The organism is Amycolatopsis sp. NPDC006125 (genome assembly GCF_040614195.1).
GTDB classification, from domain to species: Bacteria; Actinomycetota; Actinomycetes; order Mycobacteriales; family Pseudonocardiaceae; genus Amycolatopsis_E; species Amycolatopsis_E tucumanensis.
Genome location: NZ_JBEXTZ010000019.1, coordinates 1 through 21922 on the forward strand (window position 1 = coordinate 1; position 21922 = coordinate 21922).

Consider the following 21922-nt stretch of genomic DNA (forward strand, 5'->3'; position numbering starts at 1 on the left):
AATCCGCGACGACATCCACCAAGCCTTCCTCAGCATCGCCTGCAGCATCATCTGCTGGCGCCGACTCAAGAAACACTCAATCTGTTAGGGCCTCTTAGGCGCCCAGGATCAGGCGCCCAGCGCGCTCAGCACCAGCGCCGACACGGTGGCGCGGTGCGCCGGGCTGTCCTCCCACCGAAGCCGGCGCCCGGACTCGACCACCACGCCGAAACCGGCGTGCACCAGCACCCGCGCCTGCCGCGAGTCGAGCTCCGGCCGCACCGTCCGCAGGTGCTGCTCCCACACCGCGATGTGGTCCCGCTGCGCGGCGACCAGCGGGCGCCGCAGGTCGTCCGGCAGCCCGACGATCTCGGCGTTCGCGACCGTGGTGAGAGCGTTGTACTCGAAGCTGTACGCCACGTAGGTGGCCGTCAGCGCGGCGAGCGCGTCACGCGGATCGGTCACCCCGCGCAGGTTGTGGTCCACCGCCTGCGTCAGGAGCGCCGCCGCCTGCAGGCACGCCGCCGCCAGGATGTCGGCCTTGCCCGGGAAGTAGCGGTACAGCGCGGACGGGACCAGGCCGACGGCCTCGGCGATCCGGCCGTTGGTGACCGCGGCGAACCCGTCCCGTTCGAACAGCGGCACGGCGGCCGCGAGGATCTCCGAGCGCCGCGTCCGCGCCACCGGTTGCGCGGGGAGTTCGACCGCGTGCGCGGCGCTCGCCTCCGGGTCGGCCGCCGCCACGCGCAGCGCGCAGCTCCGCAGCTCGTCCTCCAGCCGTCGCTGGGCGATCGACGTGTGGTGCATCGTGATCGACCCGATCGCGCCGAGCGCCGCCACGGCCCGCAGGTGCTCGTCGGGGCGCGGGTGCTCGCGCCGCACCGCCTCCGCCACCCGCTCGACGACACGCGCGAACTTGCCCCGCAGCACCCGCCGGTCCGCGCGGTCGAGGTAGCGGGACTCCCACCGGTAGAGCCCGCCGGACGCGCGGTGGGCGACGGTGACGCGGGTGGCGGCCGCGAGCACGTCGGCCAGGGGCGCTCCGGCGGGCACCTCGTCCAGCGCGGCGAGGAGGCCGTCGACCATGACGTCCGCGCACTCGGCGAACAACGCGTACTTGTTCGGGAAGTGCCGGTACAGGGCGGCGGCGGTGATGCCGACCCCGGCGGCGATCTCCTCCATCGACGCCGCGTGGTAGCCGCGCTCGCTGAACACGCGCCCGGCCGCGTCGACGATGAGCTGCCTGCGGTTGCGGGGCCGGACGGCCGCGGCCGGCTCTGCGGTCACCGTGCGTCGGACGTACGCGGGAACTGGGCCATACGCGCCAGTCAACCACGCCCCGCGCGGCTCCTCTTGCCGACCAGCCGCCGTGCTCGATATGTTAATGAGAAATCTCTTCATCGACTGGCAACGAATGCCCCACCACACCTACCAAGGAAGCTAGGTAAGTAAATGACCGATCTCAACCGACGGAAAGCACTGTCGCTCGGCGTCGCCCTGGGTCTGGTCGGCGCGGCGAGCGCCACGCCGGCGTGGGCGTGGTCCCCGGCCGGGTCGGTGGCGGGCACCGGCACGGGCGCGGATCCGTGGTGGGTCTGGGACGACGAGGTGGACGCCGTCGTGGCCGGGCTCTTCGCCGAGGGCCGCATCCCGGCGGTCAACACCGCGATGGCGTCCTGGGTGAACAACCACGACCCGCTGCCCGCCGGCCTGCCCGCCGAACTGTCAGCCTGGCTGCAGAAGGTCAACAAGCTGCCCACCTGGGCCGACCCGGTCAAGCTGCGCCGCGCCGCGGACTTCAACCGGCGCAAGGACACCTACCTGTTCATGCTGTACGGGCTCGGCAGCGGCATCATGAGCACGGTCATCCCGCGGGAGGCCAAGTCGGTGTACTGGTCCGCGGGCGGCGCCGACATGCAGGACCGGGCGGCGAAGACGTTCACCTTCGGCTACGACCTGAGCGACCTCGACGCGTTCGAGCCCTCAGGCCAGTTCGTGGTCACCGCCAACAAGACGCGCCTGGTGCACGCCGCGGTGCGGCACCTGCTGCCGCAGTCGCCGCACTGGCGGGCGGTGGCCGACGAGCAGAAGCGGATCCCGATCAGCAACGGCGACATCCTGATCACCTTCCACAGCCTGGGCACGTTCGTGCACCGCAAGCTGATCGAGTGGAAGGTCCCGATGTCGCCCGCGGACGAGGAGGCCTTCCTGCACTCCTGGCAGGTCGCCATCCACCTGCTCGGCGTGCGGGAGGAGTTCATCCCGAAGACGTGGGCCGAGGCGGACGCGCAGTCCGCGTCGGTGCTCACCCCGCTGCTCGCGCCGACGTTCGAGGGCCAGGAGCTGGCCGAGGACCTGCTGGGGCTGACCGCGCAGATCGACCTGGGCGTCACGCGCGGGTTCCTGAACGAGTTCGTGCGGTACGTGCTGAGCGACGAGATCGGCGACTGGCTCGGACTGAGGCGGGACTACGCGGCGGCCGGGCTGATCCGCGCCGGGTGGCCGGCCTACATCGCCTTCCGGGAGGGCCTGCTGCCCGTCGCGCCCGCCGGGTTCTACATGTTCGACCAGTTCATCCGGGCGATCGCGATGCTGTTCCTGAACAAGGGCACGTCGGCGACGACCACGCCGATCACCATCCCCACCGGGAACCGCCCCGGAACCTGATCCGTGCGGTCGTCGCGCCCGGTGCGGTGGCCCGAGCGCGACGACCGCGCTTCCAGCGCCCTGCCTTGACGCCGTTCGCGCCCGCGCGGTTGGCTTCGGAGATGACCGTGGGGGAGTCGTACGTCGAGCGGCCGCCGTTGCCGGCGCTGGCCGGAGTGGTGCGCACGGTCTGGATCCAGCGCACCGGCGACGCGCCGTACGTGCAGCGGCACCTGCCCACCGGCGGGGTCGAGATCCACTTCCCGCTCGGCGGCCGCCCGCAGCTGCTCGGCCCGCTCACCGGTCCGCACGTCGAGGTCGTCCCGGCCCGCACCACGCTCGTCGGGGTGCGGTTCCGGCCGGGAACCGCACCGCCGCTGCCCGCTGCGCTGGGCGACCTCGTCGACCAGCGCCTGGACCTCGCCGGACTGTGGGGCCCCGCGGCCGGCCGGCTGGTGGAGGAGGCCGCGGGCGCGCCCGAGCGTGCGCTCTTGCTCCTGCAGCACCACCTCCTGCGCCGGTTCCGCGCGGCGGGGAGAGTGGATCCGCTGGTGCGCGAGGCCGCCACGGCGCTGATGCCCTGGCAGCCGGTCGGCATCGACACCCTGGCCGACCACCTGGCTCTGTCGGCGAGCCAACTGCGCCGCCGCTGCCTCCAGGCGGTGGGGATGGGCCCCAAGGTCCTGCAGCGGACGTTGCGGTTCCAGGGGTTCCTTGCGCTCGCCCAGGCGGGCGCCACGGCGACGGGCCGTCGCGGCGTGGACGGCGTGGCCGGCCTCGCGGTCGACGCCGGGTACGCCGACCAGGCCCACCTCAGCCGGGAGTGCCTCCGCCTGACCGGCGTCACCCCGCGTGAACTGCTCGGCGGTGACGTCGAACGCTGCGCCTGCGGCCACGATCACTCCGCGTCGTACCTGCCGTTCCTCGCGCGGCGCGACCGGGCGCCCCTGCTCGTCTGATTCCTGCGCGTTTTGTTCAAGAGCCGCCGCCGCGCCGCTCCTAGTGTCGTCGCCGCGGTCGAGCGCGCCTGCGACCCGCACCGGTTCTCCGGCTTCCCCCAGGCGATCACCAGCGAAGGAGCGCAATGACCAAGGTTCTCGTCACCGGCGGGCTGGGCATGATCGGCGCGCACACCGCCCGCGCGCTCGCCGACCTGGGCCGGGAGGTGGTCTGCACCGCCCACCACCGGGCCGAGGTGCCGTCGTTCCTGGCCGGCGAGGTCGCCGTGGAGGCTCTCGACGTCACCGACCGGGACGCGTTTCTCGCCCTCGGCAGCCGCCACGACATCGGCGACATCGTCCACCTCGCCGGCAGCGTTCCCGGCGACGACCCGGTGGCCTTCTTCCGCACCGACACGGCCGGACTGCTCAACGCGCTCGACGCGGCCCGCGTCTGGGGCGTGCGCCGGTTCGCCGTCGCCAGCAGCCTCGGCGTCTACTTCGGACGGACCGAAGTGCCGTGGCACGAGGAACTCCCGCTGCCGTCCGCGGCCCTGCCACACCTGATCATCGCGTTCAAGAAGGCCGTCGAGCCGCTCACCACGCACGCCCTGCGCGGCAGCGGCGTGCAGCCGGTACTCCTCCGGATCGGGAGCACCTGGGGTCCGTTGATGGACCCGGAGTCGCCGTTCAACCCGATCCCGCCCTGCATCAGCGCGGTGCTGCGCGGTGAGCAGCCCAAGCCGCTGTACGCCGACGACGGCGGCGACAGCTGCTACGCGCCCGACGCGGGGCGCGCGATCGCGATGCTGACCACGGCGGAAACGCTGCGGCACGACACCTACAACGTGTCCCGCGGCGAACCGTTCACCAACCGCGAACTCGCCGAGGCCCTGCGGGCGATCACCTCCGGGCCTGCGCTCGACGTCCGGCCGGGACGGCAGAACGGCCCGGGTCCCGACCCCTACCTCGACATCACCCGGCTCACCCAGGACACCGGTTTCACACCCGCGTTCGACACCGCCGCGGCGGTCGCCGACTACGTCGCGTGGCGCGCCGGCAACCCCCGCTGAACGGACATCCCGTCATCGACCCGGACGTGCGCCGCGATCCGCGTCTGGCGCTGTCCCTCGCCCCCGCCGGCAACCCCTTCGAGCCGGGTCGTCGTGCGGGGGCGGGGCGTCGCCCTGATCTGAACCGGGCGGGTCAGTCCAGCAGGTCCTCGATCCGGATCGGGATGTGGCGGACGCGGATGCCGGTCGCGTTGTGGATCGCGTTGGCGACCGCCGCCGCCACGCCCACCGTGCCGATCTCGCCGAGGCCCCGCGCGCCGAGGTCGTTGTGCAGCGTGTCCGGGTACTCCACGAATTCGACCTCGATGTCCGGGATGTCGGAGTTCGCCGGGATCAGGTAGCCGGCAAGGTCCGCGTTGGCGAGCCGGCCGCTGCGCTCCACCTCGAAACCCTCGTGCAGCGCCGCCGACACACCCCAGATCATGCCGCCGCTGAGCTGGCTGCGCGCGGCCTTGTCGTTGATGATCCGGCCGCCGTCGAAGACCCCGAGCATCCGCGACACGCGGGCCTCGCGGGTGAGGCGGTGCACCCGGACCTCGACGAACTGCGCGCCGAACGAGCTGAACGAGTGCTTGGTCAGCTCCTCGCCCGGCGCCGACGACCCGACCGCGGTGAGGCTCGGCCTGCCCACCGCGCGCAGCACCTCGCCGAAGGTCATCGACCGGCCGCCGCCGTGGACGCGGCCGTCGGCGTAGGTGACCTCCTCGCCGGCGAACGGCGCCCCGGGAGCCGAGGCCAGCGCGAGCAGTTCGTCGATCACCTGCCCGGCGCCCGCCATGATCGCCGTGCCCGCGCTCGCCGTCGCGGTGGACCCGCCGGACATCCCGCCGGGCGGCAGAGCCGAGTCGCCGAGGCGCGGGGTGATCCGGTCCGCCGGGATGTCCAGCGATTCGGCGCCCACCAGGGACAGCACGGTCAGCAGGCCGGTGCCCGGGTCCGCGCCGCTGGTCGCGATGTCCGCCGTGTCGTCGGCGTTGAGCGTGATCCCGACCGACGCGGGGAACCGGAGCGCGGGGAACATCGCCACGGCCACGCCCATGCCGACCAGCCAGTCCCCGTCGGTGCGGCCGCCCGGCCTGCGGTCGGCCCACCCGAACCGCTGCGCGCCGATGCGGAAGCACTCGTCGAGGTGCTTGCTCGACCACTGCAGGTCCTTGCCGGGCGGGGCGAGCGAGTTGTTCCGCTGCCGCAGCTCGATCGGGTCCATGCCGAGCGCGTCGGCCAGCTCGTCGATCGCGCTCTCCAGCGCGAAGGAGCCGGGCGCCTCGCCGGGCGCGCGCATGAACGTGGTCGGCGGCAGGTTCAGCGGCACGATCCGCTGGCTGATCTGCAGGTTGCGCGTCGCGTACCACTCGCGGGACGTGCCGTGCGAGGTCGGCTCGATGAACGAGCGCGCGGTGTCCGTGCTGCACCACGAGTCGTGCCGCAGCGCGACCAGCGTGCCGTCCCGTTCCGCCCCCAGGGTGATCCGCTGCACCGTGGCCGCGCGGCCCGCCGTCGCCGTGAACACCTGCTCGCGGGTCAGCGACGCCTTCACCGGCCTGCCCAGCGCGCGGGACGCGGCGGCCGCCAGGAACGCGGGCGCCGAGGTGCGGCCCTTGCCGCCGAACGCGCCGCCCACGAACGGGTTCACCGCCCGCACCGCCGCCGGCTCCAGCCCCAGCGCCATCGACAGCTCCATGGCCTGCAGGTGGGCGCCCTGGTTTCCACTGTAGACGGTGAGGGTGCCGTCGTCCCACACCGCGACGGCCGAGTGCGGCTCCATCGGGGTGTGGTTCTGCGCCGCCGTCCGGTAGGTCGCGTCGACCACCACCGGGCTGGCGGCGATCGCGTCCTCGATGGACTCGACGCCGTCTTCGAGGACGCTGAGCGTCGGCGGCGCGTCCACATGCCCTGGCGACGCCTCGATGGCCGTGGCCAGCCCGTCCTCCAACGAGGTCACGGCGGGCAGCTCCCGGTAGGCGACCTCGACCAGCATGGCCGCGTCCCGCGCCTGCTCGAACGTCTCCGCGACGACGAAGCCGATCGGCTGGCCGACGTAGGTGACCTGCCGGTCGCGCAGCGGGATCCACGTCTCGCCGAACATCGGCATCGTGACCGAGTTCAGCGCCAGCGGGTCGAAGGGGGAGTACACGCCGAGCACGCCCGGGGCGCTCTTCGCGGCGGTGACGTCCATGGACTCGATCTCGCCGTGCGCGATCGTGCTGACCACGATGTAGCCGTAGACCATGCCCGGGAAGTTGTGGTCCACCCCGTACTTCGCGCTGCCGGTGACCTTCAGCGGCGCGTCCAGCCGTGCGGGCATCAGCGGCTCCCCTCGGTGACTTCGAGCAGCGCGCGGACGATCGTCCGCGGCAGCAGGGACAGCTTGAAAGCGTTTTCCGACAGCGGCCGCGCGCCGTCGGTGGCGAGCGCGGCGGCCGCCGTGAACGACTCCTCGGTCGCCGGCTTCCCGCGCAGGGCCGCCTCGACCGCCGTGAGCCGCCACGGCACGGTGGCCACGCCGCCTGCCGCGACCCGCGCGTCGGCGACGATCCCGTCCCGCACGTCGAGAGCGACCGCGGCCGAGCAGAGCGCGAACTCGTAGGACTGCCGGTCGCGCACCTTGACGTAGGTCGAGTGTGTGGCCCAGTCCAGCCGCGGCACGACGACCTCCGTGATCAGCTCACCGGGGCGCAGGTCGTGCTCGACGTGCGGGGTGTCGCCCGGCGTGCGGTAGAAGTCGGTCAGCTTGACGGTGCGCTCGCCGTCCGGCCCGGCGAGCCGGACCCCGGCGTCGAACGCGACGAGGGCGACCGCCACGTCACTGGGGTGGGTGGCGACGCACTTGTCGCTCGTGCCGAGCACCGCGTGCATCCGGTTCGCGCCGCCGAGCGCGGGGCAGCCGCTGCCCGGCTCGCGCCGGTTGCAGGGCGTGGTCACGTCGCGGAAGTACGTGCACCGCGTGCGCTGCATCAGGTTGCCGCCGATGCTGGCCATGTTGCGCAGCTGCTGGGACGCGCTGAGCAGCAGGGCGCGGGAGATCGCCGGGTACACGCCGGGGTGCGCGGCGATGTCGGCCATCCGCTCCAGCGCGCCGATCCGCAGCCCGTCGCCGGTGTCGATGCCGCGCAGCGGGAGCCTGTTGATGTCCAGGACGCGTTGCGGGGTCAGGACGTCGAGCTTCATCAGGTCGACGAGCGTGGTGCCGCCGGCCAGGAAGGTGCCGGGGGAGTCCAGCGCCTCGGCGACGGTGGCCGGGGCGGTCAGCTCAAAGGCTCGCATCGGCCCTCCTCGCCTGCTCGACGGCGCGGACGATGTTCGGGTACGCCGAGCAGCGGCACAGGTTGCCCGACATGAACTCGCGGACGTCCGCGACGTCCTGTTCGACCGCGGCCACCGCGGACATGACCTGCCCCGGCGTGCAGAAGCCGCACTGCAGGGCGTCGTGGTCGGCGAAGGCCCGCTGCACGGGGTGCAGCTCGTCCCCTGTGGACAGCCCTTCGACGGTGGTGACCGGTTCGGTCACGGTGGCGGCGAGGGTGAGGCAGGACAGCACGGGCCGTCCGCCGACGTGCACGGTGCAGGCGCCGCACTGGCCGCGGTCGCAGCCCTTCTTGGGGCCGGTGATCCCGAGTCGCTCGCGCAGCGCGTCGAGCAGCGTGACGCCCGGGTCGACGCTCAGGTGTTCGGGGTGGCCGTTCACTTCGAGTGAGATGTCCACTGGGTCTCTTCCCTGACGGCGTGGTGGGTCCGGAAACGGAAGCGGATATTTATCCGCTTGCTCTCGACGGTATCGGATTACAATCCGCTTCGCAACGAAGAGTACGCCCGGAGCAGCTCCAGGTGTGCGGGTTACCGTGAAGCGGCACCGGAACGGCGAGGGAGGGACCAATGACGACGGGTTCGGTCAGCCCACGGCGTGCCGACACCCGCCGCAACCACGAGCGCATCCTCGCCGTCGCGGCGCAGACCCTCGCCGAGTCGGGGGAGGTGTCGTTCAACGCGATCGCCAAGCGCGCCGGGGTCGGCGTCGGCACCGTGTACCGCCACTTCCCGGCGGCCGCGGACCTCATCCTGGCCGTCTACGAGCGCGAGGTCCGGCACCTGCTGGAGGTCGTGCCGGAGCTGCTGGAGCACGCCGGGCCGGCCCGGGCGTTCCGGACCTGGGTGACCGACCACCTGGCGCCGTACATGATGACCAAGCGCGGGCTGGCGAAGGCGCTGGCCGAGGCGACGGCGCAGCGCGGGACGCTGCCGGTCAGCGCTGTGCAGTCCATCCGCGAGGCGATGGAAGCGCTGCTGACGGCCGGTGTCGAGGAGGGCCTGGTCCGCCCCGGGGTCGACGTCGAGACGGTGATGCGCAGCCTGCTGGGCCTGCTCCACCTCGACCCCGAGGATGACTGGCAGCGCCAGACGGCGGACCTGGTGGACCTCGTGTGGCGCGGTCTTCGCCCGGACTGAGCACCAGCGACTGCTGCCGGGTGCCGCCCCTGGCCGCCCGGGGACGAAGGTCACTTCTCCGGGTAGGGCGCTGTACTCGCGGGTAGCCGTCTGGCAGGGTCGTGACTCCGGCCGCGTTCGCGGGCCGTGTGGAAGGGGTGAGCACGTGCCCGGGACTCTGGAGAAGATCGCCCACGGGCGCCGGGGTGAGCAGGAGATCCGGCGTTTGGAAGGGCTTCTGCGGCTGGAGCAGCCGCAGTTCGCGCCCGGTGTGGTGCACGAGTGGGTGGCGCGCGAGTTCGCCCGGTTCGACGACGCCCCGGTGCGGGCCTACATCCCGATCCTGGTGGAACGCGCCGTCCGGGCGCGGCTGCGCGCGACGCCCGTGGTGCCCTACTCGCCGGCCGCGGACCTGGTGGACTGGGCGCGCGGCACGGCCGAGATCCTGCTGGCCGGGGAGCTGCCGCGCCGCTGGCAGCACACCCGGGGAGTGGCCGGGCGGGCGAGCGAGGTGTCCGCGGTCCTGCCGCCCGCCGAGCGCGCGGTGCTGGTCGCGGCCGCCTGGCTGCACGACATCGGCTATGCGAGCCCGGTGTCGGTGACCGGCCTGCACTCCCTGGACGGTGCCCGGTTCCTGGCCCGGCTCGGCGTTCCGTCCCGGGTGTGCGCGCTGGTCGCCCACCACTCCGGCGCGGCGGCCGTCGCCTCGTTGAGCGGGCTCGCCGGGGAGCTCGCCGAGTTCGGTGACGAGCGCGGGCCGGTGCGGGACGCGTTGTGGTACTGCGACATGAGCACCAGCCCGTGGGGCGAGCCGGTCTCGTTCGAGGAGCGGATGGCCGAGATCGAGACCCGCCGCGGCCCCGAAGACCCGGTGGTCCGGGCGCTGGCGATCAACCGCGCCGAGCGGGCCGCCGCGGTCGAGCGGACCACCGAGCTGCTCCGCCGGCGTTCCTGCTGATCAGCTGCCCGCCAATTCGGTGAGCAGCGCCCGGACGCGCCGGTCGATCTCGTCGCGGATCGGCCGCACCGCGTCGACGCCCTTGCCTGCCGGGTCTTCGAGCCGCCAGTCGAGGTAGCGCTTGCCGGGGAACACCGGGCAGGCGTCGCCGCAGCCCATGGTGATCACGACGTCGGCGGCCCGCACGGCGTCCGTGGTCAGCGGCTTGGGGAATTCCTTGGACAGGTCGAGGCCGATTTCGCGCATGGCTTCGACGACGGCCGGGTTGATGGTGTCGGCAGGGGCGGAGCCGGCGGAGCGCACGGTGACCCGCCCGGCGGCGTGGTGGTCGAGCAGCGCGGCGGCCATCTGGGAGCGGCCGGCGTTGTGGACGCAGACGAAGAGGACTTCGGGTGTGGTCATCGGGTGGTCTCCGTTGTGGTGAACCGGCGGCGGAGGGCGAGCGAGACGTAGACGAGCGCGACCAGCACCGGCACCTCGATCAGCGGGCCGACGACCCCGGCGAGGGCCTGGCCGCTGGTGGCCCCGAAGGTCGCGATGGCGACGGCGATGGCGAGCTCGAAGTTGTTGCCCGCCGCGGTGAAGGCGAGCGTGGTGGTGCGCTCGTAGTTCAGGCCGAGCGCCTTGCCGAGGGCGTACGAGCCGGCCCACATGAGTCCGAAGTAGACCAGCAGCGGCAGTGCGATGCGGGCGACGTCGAGCGGGCGGCTGGTGATCTGGTTGCCCTGCAGGGCGAACAGCACGACGATGGTGAACAGCAACCCGTAGAGGGCGATGGGCCCGATGCGCGGCAGGAACCGGGTTTCGTACCAGTCGCGGCCCTTGCCTCGTTCGCCGAGACGGCGGGTGAGGTATCCGGCGACGAGCGGGATGCCGAGGAAGATCAGCGTGCTCTTCGCGATCTGCCACCCGGACACTGACAGGCTGGTGGTGTCGAGGCCGAGCCAGCTGGGCAGGATCTCCAGGTAGAACCAGCCGAGCACGCCGAACATGATCACCTGGAACACCGAGTTGAGCGCGACCAGCACGGCGGCGGCTTCGCGGTCGCCGCAGGCGAGGTCGTTCCAGATGATGACCATGGCGATGCAGCGGGCCAGGCCGACGATGATGAGGCCGGTGCGGTACTCGGGCAGGTCCGGCAGCAGCAGCCACGCGAGGGCGAACATCAGCGCCGGGCCGATCAGCCAGTTGAGCACGAGCGAGGGCCACAGCAGTTTCCGGTCGCGGGTGACCGAGTCCAGCCTGTCGTAGCGGACCTTGGCCAGCACCGGGTACATCATCACCAGCAGGCCGAGCGCGATCGGCAGCGAGATGCCGTCGACGGCCACGGCGTTGAGGCCGGTCTCCAGGCCGGGGATCCAGCGCCCGGCGAGCAGCCCGAGGACCATCGCCGCGCCGATCCACACCGGCAGGAAGCGGTCCAGTGTGGACAGCTTGCCGACGACCCCGGCGGGGGCGGTGCCGGTGGTCGTCACGCGGTCACCGCCGCCGGCGTGAGGACTGCGGACAGGCGGGCCAGCGTCTCGGGCTGGACGCGGTAGTAGATCCAGGTGCCCCGCCGCTCGCCGGTGATCAGCCCGGACTCGCGCAGCACCTTGAGGTGGTGCGAGATGGTCGGCCCGGTCAGTTCGAACGCGCCGGTCAGGTCACACACGCACGCCTCGCCGCCATCGTGCGAGGCGATCAGCGACAGCAGCCGCAACCGCACCGGATCGCCGACCGCCTTGAACACCCTGGCGAGCTCCGCGGCCTGCGGCTCGGACAGGGGCTCGCGCACGAGCGGCGAGCAACAGGCGACGTCCTCCGCGAGCGGCAACTGCTTCGACATGCCTCTATCTAAACAGACTTCTATATTGGGGTGTATCGAGGCAAGGATCACGCCCGGAGGAGACGGCTCACCAGGTACTTCGCGTCGCGGCCGACGCCACGGATGGTCGCGGAGGCGAAGCTGCGCTGCCACTCCAGCCCGACGTAGCCGAGGCCGGGATGGGTGGTGGACAGGCCGCGGCGCTGCCGGGGCGCGCCGGTGCTGTCGAGGGCGCCGAGACCGCGCAGGTAGGGGAACGCGGGGCGGAACCCGGTCGCCAGGATGATCGCGTCGACGTGCTCGCGGGTGCCGTCCGGCCAGGTGACGGTGTCGTCGTCGCAGCTGGTGAACAGGCGGCGCTGATCGGGGTCGCCGGCCTCGATGGCGGAGCGGTAGCCGCCGGTGTCCAGGACCGGCGTGCTGGGCTTGGTGCGCAGCCACGGCGCCCGGAACCAGAAGTGCACGTCGCGGCCGCCAAGCAGCTGGACGCCGACATCCGCCCCGGCCGCCGGCGTCACCCACGACGGGTAGTTCCAAGTGCAGCTCGACGATGGCCCGCCTGTCACGCACCGATCGTGATCGCCGCGACCGGAGCGTTCGGCTCGTCGCACCGGCCTGCGTTACCCGGGCTGGACCGCTTCACCGGCACCGTGCTGCACTCCAGCCGAGGTTACCGGGAAAGGGCAGGCCTGGGAGGGCCCGGCACCGGGCGGGCGCACACCGCGGGCGAGCAGGGCGTGGGCGGCGGCGAGGCCGGCCTGCCCGCCACCGATGACGACGGCCTCGGGCATCAGGAATGTCCTTTCCGGGCCGGCGACAGCGAGATCAGCTCCGGTCCGGCCGGCGTGCCGCAGCACCCGCCCTGTCCGGGCTCGTCGAACAGCCCCGAACCGCCGCACACCCCGGTCTCGGCGAGCTGCAACTCCACCCGCTCCGCGGCCGCGTGGTCGCCGGCCAGGAAGGCGGCGATCGAGCGGACCTGCTCGTAGCCGGTCATCGCCAGGAACGTCGGCGCCCGGCCGTAGCTCTTCATGCCGGCCAGGAACACGCCCGGTTCCGGGTGCGCCAGCTCCTTCGCCCCGTGCGGGTAGACGGTGCCGCAGGAGTGCACGTTCGGGTCGATCAACGGCGCGAGCGCGACCGGCGCCTGCAGCGTCGCGTCCAGCTCCAGCCGCAGTTCCGACAGCCACGAGAGGTCCGGGCGGAACCCGGTGACCGCCACGACCTCGTCGACCTCGAGCCGTGTTCCCGCCGAGGCGGTCAGGATCAGCCGGCCCGCCGGGTCGCGGTCGACGGACTCGGTGCGGAACCCGGTGAGCACCGTGACCAGGCCGGCCTCCACCGCGGCCTTGGCCCGCAACCCGAGGGCGCCGCGCGCCGGCAGCTGGTCGGCCTCGCCGCCGCCGAAGGTGTCGCCCACCGCGCCACGCCGCAGCAGCCAGCTGATCCGGGTCTCCGGCTCCTCCTGCGCCAGCGCCGCGAACGCCACGAGGGCGGTGAGTGCGGAGTGCCCGCTCCCGGCGATCGCCACGTGCCTGCCGGCGTAGCGCGCGCGGACTCGCGGGTCGTCCAGGTCGGGAACGCGGTAGGCGATGCGGTCGGCCGCGGCTCGTTCGCCCGGGGCGGGCAGGCCGTCGCCGCCCAGCGGGTTCGGTGTCGGCCAGGTGCCGGACGCGTCGATCAGGGCCGCCGCGGTGACCAGCTCCTCGCGCCCGTCGCGGTCGCGGACGTGCACGGTCAGCGGCTCGGTGTCGCGGCCGTGGTCGACCACCCGGTCCCGGCCGCGCCGGGCCACGCCGGTCACTTCGGCACCGAAGCGCACCCGGGCGCCCAGCGCGGCGGCCAGTGGGGCGAGGTACTCGGTGACCCACTCCTGCCCGGTCGGGTAGCGCTCCGGGGCGGGCCGCTGCCAACCGGTCGCTTCGAGCAGCCGTCCGGCCGCCGGGGCGACCAGCTCGCGCCACGCCGAGAACAACCGGACGTGGTTCCACTCCGACACGGCGGCCCCCGCTCCAGTGCCGCGTTCCAGCACCAGCGGCTCCAGCCCGCGCTCGGCCAGCTCGGCCGCGGCCGCCAGCCCGATCGGCCCGGCACCCACCACAACGACCGGCAACTCGCTCATCCGAACCCCTTTCATCGATCCCTGTCGATTGAGGTCGGACTCTATCGACCGGCGTCGATGGTCGCAAGGATCGATTCCAATCGATACACTCGGCGGCATGACCGTCGTGACGTCACCCGCGGCCCAGGTCCTGCCCGAGGGCGAGGCCGGCACCTATGCCGAGTGGTTCGCGTGCCTGGCCGAGCCCACCCGCGTGCGGCTGCTGCACGCCGTCGCGACCGCGCCCGGCGGCATCACCGTCGGCGCGCTCACCGAGTTGCTCGGCATCAGCCAGTCCACGTGCTCGCACCACGTCCGCAAGCTCGCCGACGTCGGGTTCGTGCGGGTGCGGAAGGAGGGGACCGCCAGCGTCGTCACGATCAACGCGGCGTGCTGCTCCGGCCTGCCGCACGCCGCCGACGCGGTGATGGGCCTGCTCGCGCCACGGCCGTGCTGCCCCGAGGACGTGCCCGCGGACGTCACGGTGCGCGCCCTGGGCGACGACGACTGGCCGTCCGTGCGGCGCATCTACGGCGAAGGCATGGCGACGGGCATCGCGACGTTCGAAACCACGGTCCCCAGCCGCGCGGTCCTCGACGCGAAGTGGCTTCCCGGCCACCGGTGGGTCGCCGAGGTCGAGGGCAAGGTGGTCGGCTGGGCGGCTGCAACCCCGACGTCGGCCCGCGACTGCTACTCCGGAGTGGCCGAGACGTCGATCTACGTCGCCGACGGCCACCGCGGCCGCGGAATAGGCAAAGCGCTGATCCGCAAGCAGGTCACGGCCGCCGACGAGGCCGGCCTGTGGACCCTGGAAACCTCCATCTTCCCCGAAAACCGGGCCAGCCTGGCCCTGCACCACGCGGCGGGCTACCGCACCGTCGGAATCCGCGAACGAATCGCCCAGCGGAACGGCGAGTGGCACGACACGGTCCTGCTGGAGCGCCGCAACAACCTCGGCTGACACAGCTGCGGCCATTCGGTCCGATGTGGACCTAGCGTTCTCCTGCGCCCGGGTCGGTCAGCGGCGCACCTGGTAGCGCAGGTGCAGCACCCGGTTGCCCTGCAGCACGTCCGGGTCCTCCAGCAGGTGCTGCGCGTCGACCGAGCCGAAGTAGCGCTTGCCGGATCCGAACACCACGGGGACGACGTCCATGCGCACCTCGTCGACCAGGCCCGCGGCGAGCACCTGGCCACCGACGTCGCCCGCGGCGACTTCGACCACGCGGTCGCCCGCGAGCTCCTGCGCCTTGGCCACGGCTGCTTCGATGCCGTCGACGAAGTGGAACGGCGCCTCGGGGTCCCAGCCCTCGGGCGGCGGCCGGTGCGTCACGACGACCACGTGGTCGATCCCGCCCGGGGGCTTGCCGTCCCAGCCGTCGGTGAGGTCGAAGACGTGGCGGCCGGCGATCGTCACCCCGATCCGGTCCCAGTACGCCCGCGTGTAGTCGTAGGAGGTCCGGGACACGTTCAGCGCTCCGCTGTCGTCCAGGGGGACGTCTCCGCTGGTCAGCCAGTCGAACAGCGGTCCGGGCTGGTCGTTCTCGTCGGCGATGAAGCCGTCCACCGACACCGAGCTGTACAGGACCACCTTGCCCATGGGGACTCTCCTCTGCTTGGAAGGTGCCCCGAAACTAGCCGGTCGTTAGCGGCGGCTCGTGTAAGAAATCAATCGGCGGGCAGCGGCCAGCCGTCCAGCGCGTGGCCGGGGTGTTCGCGCAGGAACCGCCGCCGGACTTCGAGGTACCGGGTCGGCGTGAGCCCGGTGAACTCGCGGAACTCGTGGCCGAAGTGGGCCTGGTCGAAGTAGCCGGCGCCGGCGGCGAGCTCGCCCCAGTCGACCGGTCCGGCGGGGTCGATCGTGAACACGGTGGCCGTGAGGCGGTAGGTGCGGGCCAGCCGCTTCGGCGTGACGCCGACGAGCTGCTTGAACCGGTGTGCCAGATGGGTGCTGCTGACACCGGCCGCCCCGGTCAGGTCGCCGATCGCCACCGCCCCGCTGGTCGCCTCGATGACGCTGCTCGTGTGTCGGACCAGCCCCAGGCCGGCGGTCTCGCGCAGCCGTCGCCTCAGTTCGTCCTCGAGCAGCGTCAGCATCTCGTGCGGTCCGTCCGCGGTGGCCAGCCGGTCCCGCAGCTCGGCGGCGGCGGGCCGGCCCCACACCTGCTCCACCGTCACGGGCCGGTCGCACAGCTCGGCCGCGGGCATCGGCAGGAACGGCGCCAGCCCCCACGGCTTGAAGTGCACGCCGACGGAGCGGGTGCGGGGCGGGTAGCCGAAGTCCAGCGCGCGGGTGGGCATGGTGATCACGCACCCGTCGGCGTACTCGCCCGTCTCGATGTCGGTGCCGGCGCGGATGCGGAACGGCGCCCCGAGGTTGACGATGAGCAGGGCGGACGGCGCGGGCGGCAACGTCAGCCGCGCATACGGCGCCTCGCCCTCCAGGTAGTAGAGGTCGTCGATCAGCCCGTCCAGCGGCGCCCGCGGCACCCGGGACACGTACTCCACACCCCCAGCATCGCCGACGCGCGCCGGGCTGGTCCAGCCGCGTGTCGAGTCTTCACGGAGCGCTCGACCGCTACGCTCCACGGTACGGCGTGGAACCGGTCGTCGTTCTTGAGCCGTTTTGAGGGGGCATGTGTACGAACTTCACGGCGCTGCGGTTCGTCAGCAGGCGTCTGCCCGGCTCGTACGGTCTGCTGTACCAACGCGACGACGAGATGAGAATTCCGCCTGGCCCCAACGCATTCCGGGTGACCGTTCTCGCCCGGGGAAACGTGTGTTCCCGTCATCGAAGACTGATGCCCCGCGGTGCACGCCTCGGCCGCCGCGGCGCCGTGCACACCGCCTGACGCAAGGCCGGCGGAGGCCCCGGACCGGAGGACCTCCGCCGCCCGAGTCGGCTACAGCGTCGACCGCAGGTGCTCCACCGCCGCCTGGTGGATTTCCGCGCTGCGCGGGATCGCCGCGGTGGCCCAGTAGGTGGCGTGCGCCAGGCCGTCCATCCGCATCGCGCGGGCCTCGACACCCGCGGCGCTCAACGCGGCCGCGAAGGCCTCGCCCTCGTCGCGGAGCGTGTCGTACTCCGTGGTGATCACCAGGGTCGGCGGGAGGCCGCTCAGCTCGTTGCGGTCCAGCGCCAGCCGGGGGTCCACGGCGTCCTCCGGGCTGCCGCAGTACTGCGCGCCGAACCACCGCAACGCGTCCAGGTGCAGCAGGTAACCCTCGGCGTACTCGCGCCGCGACGCGGTGTCGGCCGCCGGGTCCACCAGCGGGTAGACCAGCACTTGCGCTCGCACGGCCGGCTCGCCCTCGTCGCGGGCCCGGATGACCGCCGACGCGGCCAGGTTGCCGCCCGCGCTGTCACCCATGACCGCGATCCGCCCGGGATCGCCGCCGTGCGCGGAGATCTCCTTGGCCGTCCACCGCAGCGCGGCGAACACGTCGTCGTGCGCGGCGGGGAACTTCGCCTCGGGGGCGAGCCGGTAGGTGACCGACACGACGATCGCTTCGGCGTCGAGCGCGAGGGCACGCACGGGTTCGTCGACGACGTCGAGACCGCCCGCGACGAACCCTCCACCGTGGACGTAAAGCACGACCGGGAACGGCCCGTCGCCCGCCGGCACGTAGATCCGCGCGCGGTGGGCCGGGTCCGGCCCGTAGGACACCTCGCTGGTCCGGGAGAATCCGCGCTTGGGCTTCTGCAGCCCGGCGAACGACGCGATCGCCTCGCGGGTGGCTTCGAGGCCGATCTTCTCGAACGACTGGAAACCCTGCTGCGCCAAACCTTCGAGCAGGGCGGAGACGGCGGGATCGAGTGGCATGACGGCTCCTCGTTCAGGCGAAGACGCGGGAGGCGGACGACAGGGTGAAGCCCGCGTAGCCGGCGGCGACGACCTCGTCGCACTTGGCGCGGTAGGCCGGGGCGCCGCCGAGGTAGACCAGGACGCGGCGCGGTTTGCCGGGGATGTTGTTGCCCATGTACCAGGACGTGGGGGAGTCGGGCAGCAGCGTCGCCTCGGCCAGCTCGTTGGTGTGCGCGACCCACGCCCGCTCCGCTTCGGGATCCGGCTCGATGACGTCCAGATCGTTCTCGCGCAGGTGGTCCAGCGCGGCGACGGTGAAGTCGACGTGGTCCTCGATGGCCAGCGGCATGTTGTACAGCACCGACGGGCTCTGCGGGCCGGTGATCATGAACAGGTTCGGGAACCCGGCGGCCATCAGGCCGAGGTAGGTCTGCGGCCCGTCGGCCCAGTGGTCGGCCAGGCGCAACCCGCCGCGGCCGGTGATGTTCATCGCCAGCAGCGGTCCGGTGCACGGGTCGAAACCGGTGGCGAGGATCAGCATGTCGAAGTCGTGCTCGGTGCCGTCGGCCAGCCGCACCCCGGTCGGGGTCACCGCCGCGATCGGGTTGGCCTTGACGTCGACGAGGTCGACGTTGGGCCGGTTGTAGGCCTCGTAGTAGTCGGTCTCCAGCGGCGGCCGCTTGGTGCCGTACGGATAGCCCTCCGGTGCGAGCAGCTCGGCCTTGGCCGGGTCCTGCACGCGTTCCCGGATCCGCTCGCGGATGTAGGAGGCGATCGTGTCGTTGGCGGCCTTGTCGAACAGGATGTCGCCGAAGGAGTCGATGAACAACCGGAAACCGCCGCGGTTCCAGCGGTCGTCGAACACCCGCCGCCGCTCCTCCGGCGACACGGCCAGCGCTGAGGGCTGCACCTCCGAGTAGGGCACGCCGAGGAAGTGGTTGCGCGAGGCGTCCCGGATGGCGCGGTAGTCCGCCTTCTCGGCGGCCTCCTCCTCCGGCCGGGTCGGGTAGTTGCCGATCGGGGTGGCGTAGTTGGGGGTGCGCTGCAGGACGGTCAGGTGCCCGGCGGTCTTGGCGATCTCGCTGATCGCCTGGATGCCCGACGAGCCGACGCCGATGATGCCGACCCGCTTGCCCGCGAACGACACTTCGTGGTGCGGCCAGTTGCCGGTCATCAGGACCTCGCCGGCGAAGTCCTCGACGCCGGGGAACTCCGGCTTCTTCGGTACGGAGAGGGTGCCGGCGCCGGAGACGACGAACCGCGCGCGGTGCGTCTTCCCGGTGCTCGTGGTGGCCGTCCACAGCGCGTCCGCGTCGTCCCAGGTCAGCGAGGTGATCCGGGTGTTGAAGCGGAAGCTGCGGCGCAGGTCGTAGCGGTCGGCGACGTGTTCGAGGTAGGACAGGATCTCCGCCTGCGCGGGGAACCGTTCGGTCCAGTGCCACTCCTGCTGCAGCTCGTCGTCGAACGAGTAGGAGTAGTGCACGCTCTCGATGTCGACGCGGGCGCCCGGGTAGCGGTTCCAGTACCAGGTCCCGCCGACGTCGCCGGCGGCGTCGAAGCCGATGACGCGCAGGTCCCGCTGGTCGCGCAGGACGTGCACGGCGTACAGGCCGGCGAAACCGGCGCCGATGACGATGGCGTCGTGGGTGGACGGTTCAGGTGACACCACTGATCCAGCCTCCTCGATGGTTCGGGGTGTAATCGCCGCTACAGCCTGCGGTCGTGCGCGGCGGGCCGGACAGGGTGAGATCACCCCATTGCCCACCCCATCGCGGTCCCGGGCACACCCGCGTGTCCTACGGTGGGAGCCGCGGTGTCCAGCGGCGGGCGCGTGATGGGAGGCGTCATGGGTGACGGTGCCGGAGGGGGACTGCGGCATCCCGCCGTGGCGCTGACCAGCTTCGTCGGCCGCCGTCAGACCTTGGCGCAGCTGGACGCCGAGTTGCGCGCCCACCGGCTGGTGACCGTCACCGGCCCGGGCGGGGTGGGCAAGACCCGCACCGCGATCACCGCCGCCGACCGGACCAGCCTGCCCGGCGGGGTGCGGGTGGTGGAGCTGGCCAGCGTCACGCACGACACCCAGGTCGCGCCCACCGTCGCGACCGCGATCGGCGTCCCCGACCAGTCCAACCGCGACGCCGTCGACCGGGTCGTCGACCACCTCTCCGGCACCAGCACGCTGCTGGTCCTGGACAACTGCGAGCACGTGCTGGACGCCACCGCACGGCTGGTGCTGCGGCTGCTGGAGGCGCTGCCCGGCCTGCGCGTCCTGGCCACCAGCCGGGAGCCGCTGGGCATCGGCGGGGAACGCGTGCACCTGCTCGCGCCGCTGGCCGTGCCCGAGGAGAGCGACGCGGCGGGCACGGGCGCCCTCGACCACGTCCCGGCGGTCCAGCTGCTGGTCGACCGGGCACGCGCGGTGCTGCCGGACTTCGCGGTGACCCCGGAGAACCGGGCGGCGGTGGTGGCGCTGTGCCGCCGTCTCGACGGGCTGCCGCTGGCGATCGAGCTGGCCGCGGTGCGGCTGCGGTCGTTGTCGGTGTCGGAGGTGGTGCGGCGCCTGGACCGGCGGTTCCACCTGCTCGCCGGGACGGACCCGGCGGCCGGCCCGCGGCAGCGGTCGCTGCGTGCGCTGATCGACTGGAGCCACGACCTGTGCGCCCCGGACGAACGCCTGCTGTGGGCGCGGATGGCGGTCTTTCCCGCCTCGGTCGACCTGGAGACGCTGGAGCGGGTGTGCGGGTTCGGCGACCTGGCCGGGGACCGGCTGTTCGACGCACTCGACGGGCTGGTCGGCAAGTCCGTCGTGGTCGCCGAACGCAACGGCGAGCAGGTGCGCTACCGCCAGTTCGTGACGCTGCGCGAGTACGGCGCGGAACTGCTGGCAGCCTCCGGTGAAGCGGATTCACTGCGGCGACGGCACCGCGACCACTTCGCCGGCCGCGCCGCGGAGTGCGTCCGCCGGTGGTGCGGTCCCGACCAGGCGGGCGACCTGGCGCGGTTGCGGGAGGACCATCCGAACCTGCTGGCGGCGCTGGCCTGGTCGGCCGAAACCCCGGGCGAGGCCCCGGCCGGGGCGCGGCTGGCGTCGCTGCTGCGCTACCACTGGATCGCGGGCGGGTTCCTCAGCAACGGCCGCCGGTGGCTGGAACGCCTGCTTCCCCAGCTCGGCGCCGGAACCCCGGAGCGGGGCGAGGCGCTGTGGGCGGCGGCGTGGGTCGCGCTCATCCAGGGCGACCGCCTGGTGGCGAGGGGGTACCTGAAGGAGTGCGCGGTGATCGCCGACGCGCTCGGGGATCCGGGGCTGCGCGGGCACGTGCGGTTGTGGCGGGCGCTGCTGAACCTGTTCGAGGGCGATCTCCAGGCCGCGATCGGGCTGTACCGGCAGGCGATCGCGATCCACCGGGCCGGCGGCGACACCGGGCTGGCGCTGACCGCGTCGTTCCAGCTGGCGATGGCGCAGGCCTACGCGGGCCGCCCGCGGGAGGCGCTGGAGACGTGCTCGGCGGTGATCGAGGAGGCGTCGGCCGTCGGGGAACGGTGGAACCGGGCCTACGCGCACTGGGCGGCGGCCATCAGCCACCTGCACCTGGGCGAGGTGGCCGCGGCGCGGACGGCGATCGCCGCGGCGATGCGGATCGAGCAGGACTTCCGCGACGGCGTGTGCACGGCGCTGTGCACCGAGGTGTGCTCGTGGGTGGCCGCCTCGTCGGGGCACGCGGCCGACGCCGCGGCGCTGGAGGGCATGGCGGCCTCGGTGTGGCACCGGATCGGCACGTCGCTGCAGGCCTTCGGGCCCCATGCCGCCAGGGAGGGACGACGGCACTCCGCGGCGGTGGACGAGCAACTCGGAGCGGCCACCGCCGGCGCCATCCGCAAGGACCACGCCGGCGTCACGCTGCCGGACGCCGTGCGGCTCGGGCTCGATCTCGTGGTGCGCCAGAGCGGACGCGGCCGCCCGGCGCCGCCGCGCGAACCTCGCGTGCCGGAGTCGCCGCTGACCGGCCGGGAACGGGAAATCGCCGTGCTCATCGCGCGGGGCCTGAGCAACAAGGCGATCGCGGACCGGCTGACGATCTCACCGCGCACTGTGGACGGTCACGTGGAACGGATGCTGCGGAAGCTGGACTTCACCTCCCGCACGCAGATCGCGTCGTGGGTGGCCGCGAGCAGCGCGGCCCGCTGACGCCGATCC

General features: G+C 72.7%; 21 protein-coding genes. 8 read left to right on the forward strand and 13 right to left on the reverse strand.

Translation table 11 applies throughout. From position 1 onward, the window contains the following. Window positions 1-108: 108 nt before the first annotated feature. Window positions 109-1266, reverse strand: a complete 1158-nt coding sequence (locus tag ABZ193_RS12285) for a helix-turn-helix domain-containing protein (RefSeq protein WP_354709847.1) — start codon at window positions 1264-1266, stop codon at window positions 109-111. 165 nt (window positions 1267-1431) lie between these two features. Here ABZ193_RS12285 and ABZ193_RS12290 point away from each other — a divergent pair, with 165 nt between their 5' ends. The 3 genes from ABZ193_RS12290 (at window position 1432) to ABZ193_RS12300 (ending at window position 4636) form a co-directional block, all read left to right on the forward strand. Continuing rightward, the gene (locus tag ABZ193_RS12290) at window positions 1432-2646 is read left to right on the forward strand and encodes an oxygenase MpaB family protein (protein ID WP_354709848.1); all 1215 of its coding nucleotides are present in this window, start codon (window positions 1432-1434) and stop codon (window positions 2644-2646) included. A 101-nt stretch (window positions 2647-2747) separates the two neighbouring features. Then, complete coding sequence (locus tag ABZ193_RS12295; protein WP_354709849.1) at window positions 2748-3584, forward strand: DUF6597 domain-containing transcriptional factor; 837 nt, start codon at window positions 2748-2750, stop codon at window positions 3582-3584. A 125-nt stretch (window positions 3585-3709) separates the two neighbouring features. Continuing rightward, complete coding sequence (locus ABZ193_RS12300; RefSeq protein WP_354709850.1) at window positions 3710-4636, forward strand: NAD(P)-dependent oxidoreductase; 927 nt, start codon at window positions 3710-3712, stop codon at window positions 4634-4636. Between the two features lie 133 nt (window positions 4637-4769). On the opposite strand, the gene ABZ193_RS12305 is transcribed toward ABZ193_RS12300, so the two are convergent. The 3 genes from ABZ193_RS12305 to ABZ193_RS12315 are packed head-to-tail and all read right to left on the reverse strand — an operon-like array spanning window position 4770 to window position 8339. Continuing rightward, entirely contained in the window at window positions 4770-6941 is a 2172-nt protein-coding gene (locus ABZ193_RS12305; protein ID WP_354709851.1) for a xanthine dehydrogenase family protein molybdopterin-binding subunit, read from the reverse strand. Beyond that, a complete protein-coding gene (locus ABZ193_RS12310) occupies window positions 6941-7900 on the reverse strand; it encodes a xanthine dehydrogenase family protein subunit M (protein ID WP_354709852.1) in 960 nt (319 codons plus the stop codon). The genes ABZ193_RS12305 and ABZ193_RS12310 overlap by 1 nt, the downstream gene beginning before the upstream one ends. Beyond that, complete coding sequence (locus ABZ193_RS12315) at window positions 7887-8339, reverse strand: (2Fe-2S)-binding protein (protein WP_354709853.1); 453 nt, start codon at window positions 8337-8339, stop codon at window positions 7887-7889. The genes ABZ193_RS12310 and ABZ193_RS12315 overlap by 14 nt, the downstream gene beginning before the upstream one ends. A gap of 170 nt (window positions 8340-8509) precedes the next feature. Here ABZ193_RS12315 and ABZ193_RS12320 point away from each other — a divergent pair, with 170 nt between their 5' ends. Next, a complete protein-coding gene (locus ABZ193_RS12320; protein WP_354709854.1) occupies window positions 8510-9079 on the forward strand; it encodes a TetR/AcrR family transcriptional regulator in 570 nt (189 codons plus the stop codon). 145 nt (window positions 9080-9224) lie between these two features. Next, a complete protein-coding gene (locus ABZ193_RS12325) occupies window positions 9225-10016 on the forward strand; it encodes an HD domain-containing protein (RefSeq protein WP_354709855.1) in 792 nt (263 codons plus the stop codon). Here ABZ193_RS12325 and ABZ193_RS12330 read toward each other — a convergent pair whose 3' ends face one another. The 5 genes from ABZ193_RS12330 to ABZ193_RS12350 all read right to left on the reverse strand — a co-directional run bounded on the left by ABZ193_RS12330 (window position 10017) and on the right by ABZ193_RS12350 (window position 13945). After that, the gene (locus ABZ193_RS12330; RefSeq protein ID WP_020418982.1) at window positions 10017-10418 is read right to left on the reverse strand and encodes an arsenate reductase ArsC; all 402 of its coding nucleotides are present in this window, start codon (window positions 10416-10418) and stop codon (window positions 10017-10019) included. Further along, window positions 10415-11491, reverse strand: a complete 1077-nt coding sequence (gene arsB / locus ABZ193_RS12335; protein ID WP_354709856.1) for an ACR3 family arsenite efflux transporter — start codon at window positions 11489-11491, stop codon at window positions 10415-10417. Before arsB ends, ABZ193_RS12330 begins: the two co-directional genes overlap by 4 nt. Further along, a complete protein-coding gene (locus tag ABZ193_RS12340) occupies window positions 11488-11844 on the reverse strand; it encodes a metalloregulator ArsR/SmtB family transcription factor (RefSeq protein ID WP_354709857.1) in 357 nt (118 codons plus the stop codon). Before ABZ193_RS12340 ends, arsB begins: the two co-directional genes overlap by 4 nt. Window positions 11845-11891: 47 nt before the next feature. Then, window positions 11892-12389 carry a hypothetical protein gene (locus tag ABZ193_RS12345; protein WP_354709858.1) on the reverse strand — a complete coding sequence of 166 codons (498 nt, stop codon included), beginning with the start codon at window positions 12387-12389 and terminating at the stop codon, window positions 11892-11894. Window positions 12390-12613: 224 nt separating this feature from the next. Then, on the reverse strand, window positions 12614-13945 hold the full coding sequence (locus ABZ193_RS12350; RefSeq protein WP_354709859.1) for an FAD-dependent oxidoreductase: 1332 nt from the start codon (window positions 13943-13945) through the stop codon (window positions 12614-12616). Between the two features lie 97 nt (window positions 13946-14042). On the opposite strand from ABZ193_RS12350, the gene ABZ193_RS12355 reads away from it, so the two are divergent. Continuing rightward, window positions 14043-14885 carry a metalloregulator ArsR/SmtB family transcription factor gene (locus ABZ193_RS12355; RefSeq protein ID WP_354709861.1) on the forward strand — a complete coding sequence of 281 codons (843 nt, stop codon included), beginning with the start codon at window positions 14043-14045 and terminating at the stop codon, window positions 14883-14885. A gap of 57 nt (window positions 14886-14942) precedes the next feature. Here ABZ193_RS12355 and ABZ193_RS12360 read toward each other — a convergent pair whose 3' ends face one another. Then, window positions 14943-15521, reverse strand: coding sequence for a dihydrofolate reductase family protein (locus ABZ193_RS12360; RefSeq protein WP_354709862.1), 579 nt, complete (start codon window positions 15519-15521; stop codon window positions 14943-14945). A 68-nt stretch (window positions 15522-15589) separates the two neighbouring features. After that, window positions 15590-16411, reverse strand: a complete 822-nt coding sequence (locus ABZ193_RS12365) for a helix-turn-helix transcriptional regulator (RefSeq protein WP_354709932.1) — start codon at window positions 16409-16411, stop codon at window positions 15590-15592. A 146-nt stretch (window positions 16412-16557) separates the two neighbouring features. Here ABZ193_RS12365 and ABZ193_RS12370 point away from each other — a divergent pair, with 146 nt between their 5' ends. Then, window positions 16558-16773 carry an Imm7 family immunity protein gene (locus ABZ193_RS12370; RefSeq protein ID WP_354709863.1) on the forward strand — a complete coding sequence of 72 codons (216 nt, stop codon included), beginning with the start codon at window positions 16558-16560 and terminating at the stop codon, window positions 16771-16773. A 51-nt stretch (window positions 16774-16824) separates the two neighbouring features. Here the strand turns inward: ABZ193_RS12370 and ABZ193_RS12375 are convergent, their stop codons facing one another. Next, window positions 16825-17745 (reverse strand): alpha/beta hydrolase, encoded by a 921-nt coding sequence (locus tag ABZ193_RS12375; protein WP_354709864.1) that lies wholly within the window; start codon window positions 17743-17745, stop codon window positions 16825-16827. 13 nt (window positions 17746-17758) lie between these two features. Next, window positions 17759-19396, reverse strand: a complete 1638-nt coding sequence (locus ABZ193_RS12380) for an NAD(P)/FAD-dependent oxidoreductase (protein ID WP_354709865.1) — start codon at window positions 19394-19396, stop codon at window positions 17759-17761. 177 nt (window positions 19397-19573) lie between these two features. Between ABZ193_RS12380 and ABZ193_RS12385 the strand changes: the two genes are divergently transcribed. Continuing rightward, window positions 19574-21913: a LuxR C-terminal-related transcriptional regulator gene (locus tag ABZ193_RS12385; RefSeq protein ID WP_354709866.1), complete on the forward strand. Its 2340-nt coding sequence runs from the start codon at window positions 19574-19576 to the stop codon at window positions 21911-21913. Window positions 21914-21922: the final 9 nt, after the last annotated feature.

Coding starts and splice junctions, on each gene's coding strand:
- ABZ193_RS12350 (WP_354709859.1), bottom strand. CDS start 13,945: ATGAGCGAGTTGCCGGTCGTTGTGGTGGGTGCCGGGCCGATCGGGCTG.
- ABZ193_RS12290 (WP_354709848.1), top strand. CDS start 1,432: ATGACCGATCTCAACCGACGGAAAGCACTGTCGCTCGGCGTCGCCCTG.
- ABZ193_RS12370 (WP_354709863.1), top strand. CDS start 16,558: ATGTGTACGAACTTCACGGCGCTGCGGTTCGTCAGCAGGCGTCTGCCC.
- ABZ193_RS12305 (WP_354709851.1), bottom strand. CDS start 6,941: ATGCCCGCACGGCTGGACGCGCCGCTGAAGGTCACCGGCAGCGCGAAG.
- ABZ193_RS12300 (WP_354709850.1), top strand. CDS start 3,710: ATGACCAAGGTTCTCGTCACCGGCGGGCTGGGCATGATCGGCGCGCAC.
- ABZ193_RS12295 (WP_354709849.1), top strand. CDS start 2,748: ATGACCGTGGGGGAGTCGTACGTCGAGCGGCCGCCGTTGCCGGCGCTG.
- ABZ193_RS12375 (WP_354709864.1), bottom strand. CDS start 17,745: ATGCCACTCGATCCCGCCGTCTCCGCCCTGCTCGAAGGTTTGGCGCAG.
- ABZ193_RS12355 (WP_354709861.1), top strand. CDS start 14,043: ATGACCGTCGTGACGTCACCCGCGGCCCAGGTCCTGCCCGAGGGCGAG.
- ABZ193_RS12330 (WP_020418982.1), bottom strand. CDS start 10,418: ATGACCACACCCGAAGTCCTCTTCGTCTGCGTCCACAACGCCGGCCGC.
- ABZ193_RS12360 (WP_354709862.1), bottom strand. CDS start 15,521: ATGGGCAAGGTGGTCCTGTACAGCTCGGTGTCGGTGGACGGCTTCATC.
- ABZ193_RS12385 (WP_354709866.1), top strand. CDS start 19,574: ATGGGTGACGGTGCCGGAGGGGGACTGCGGCATCCCGCCGTGGCGCTG.
- ABZ193_RS12340 (WP_354709857.1), bottom strand. CDS start 11,844: ATGTCGAAGCAGTTGCCGCTCGCGGAGGACGTCGCCTGTTGCTCGCCG.
- ABZ193_RS12320 (WP_354709854.1), top strand. CDS start 8,510: ATGACGACGGGTTCGGTCAGCCCACGGCGTGCCGACACCCGCCGCAAC.
- ABZ193_RS12310 (WP_354709852.1), bottom strand. CDS start 7,900: ATGCGAGCCTTTGAGCTGACCGCCCCGGCCACCGTCGCCGAGGCGCTG.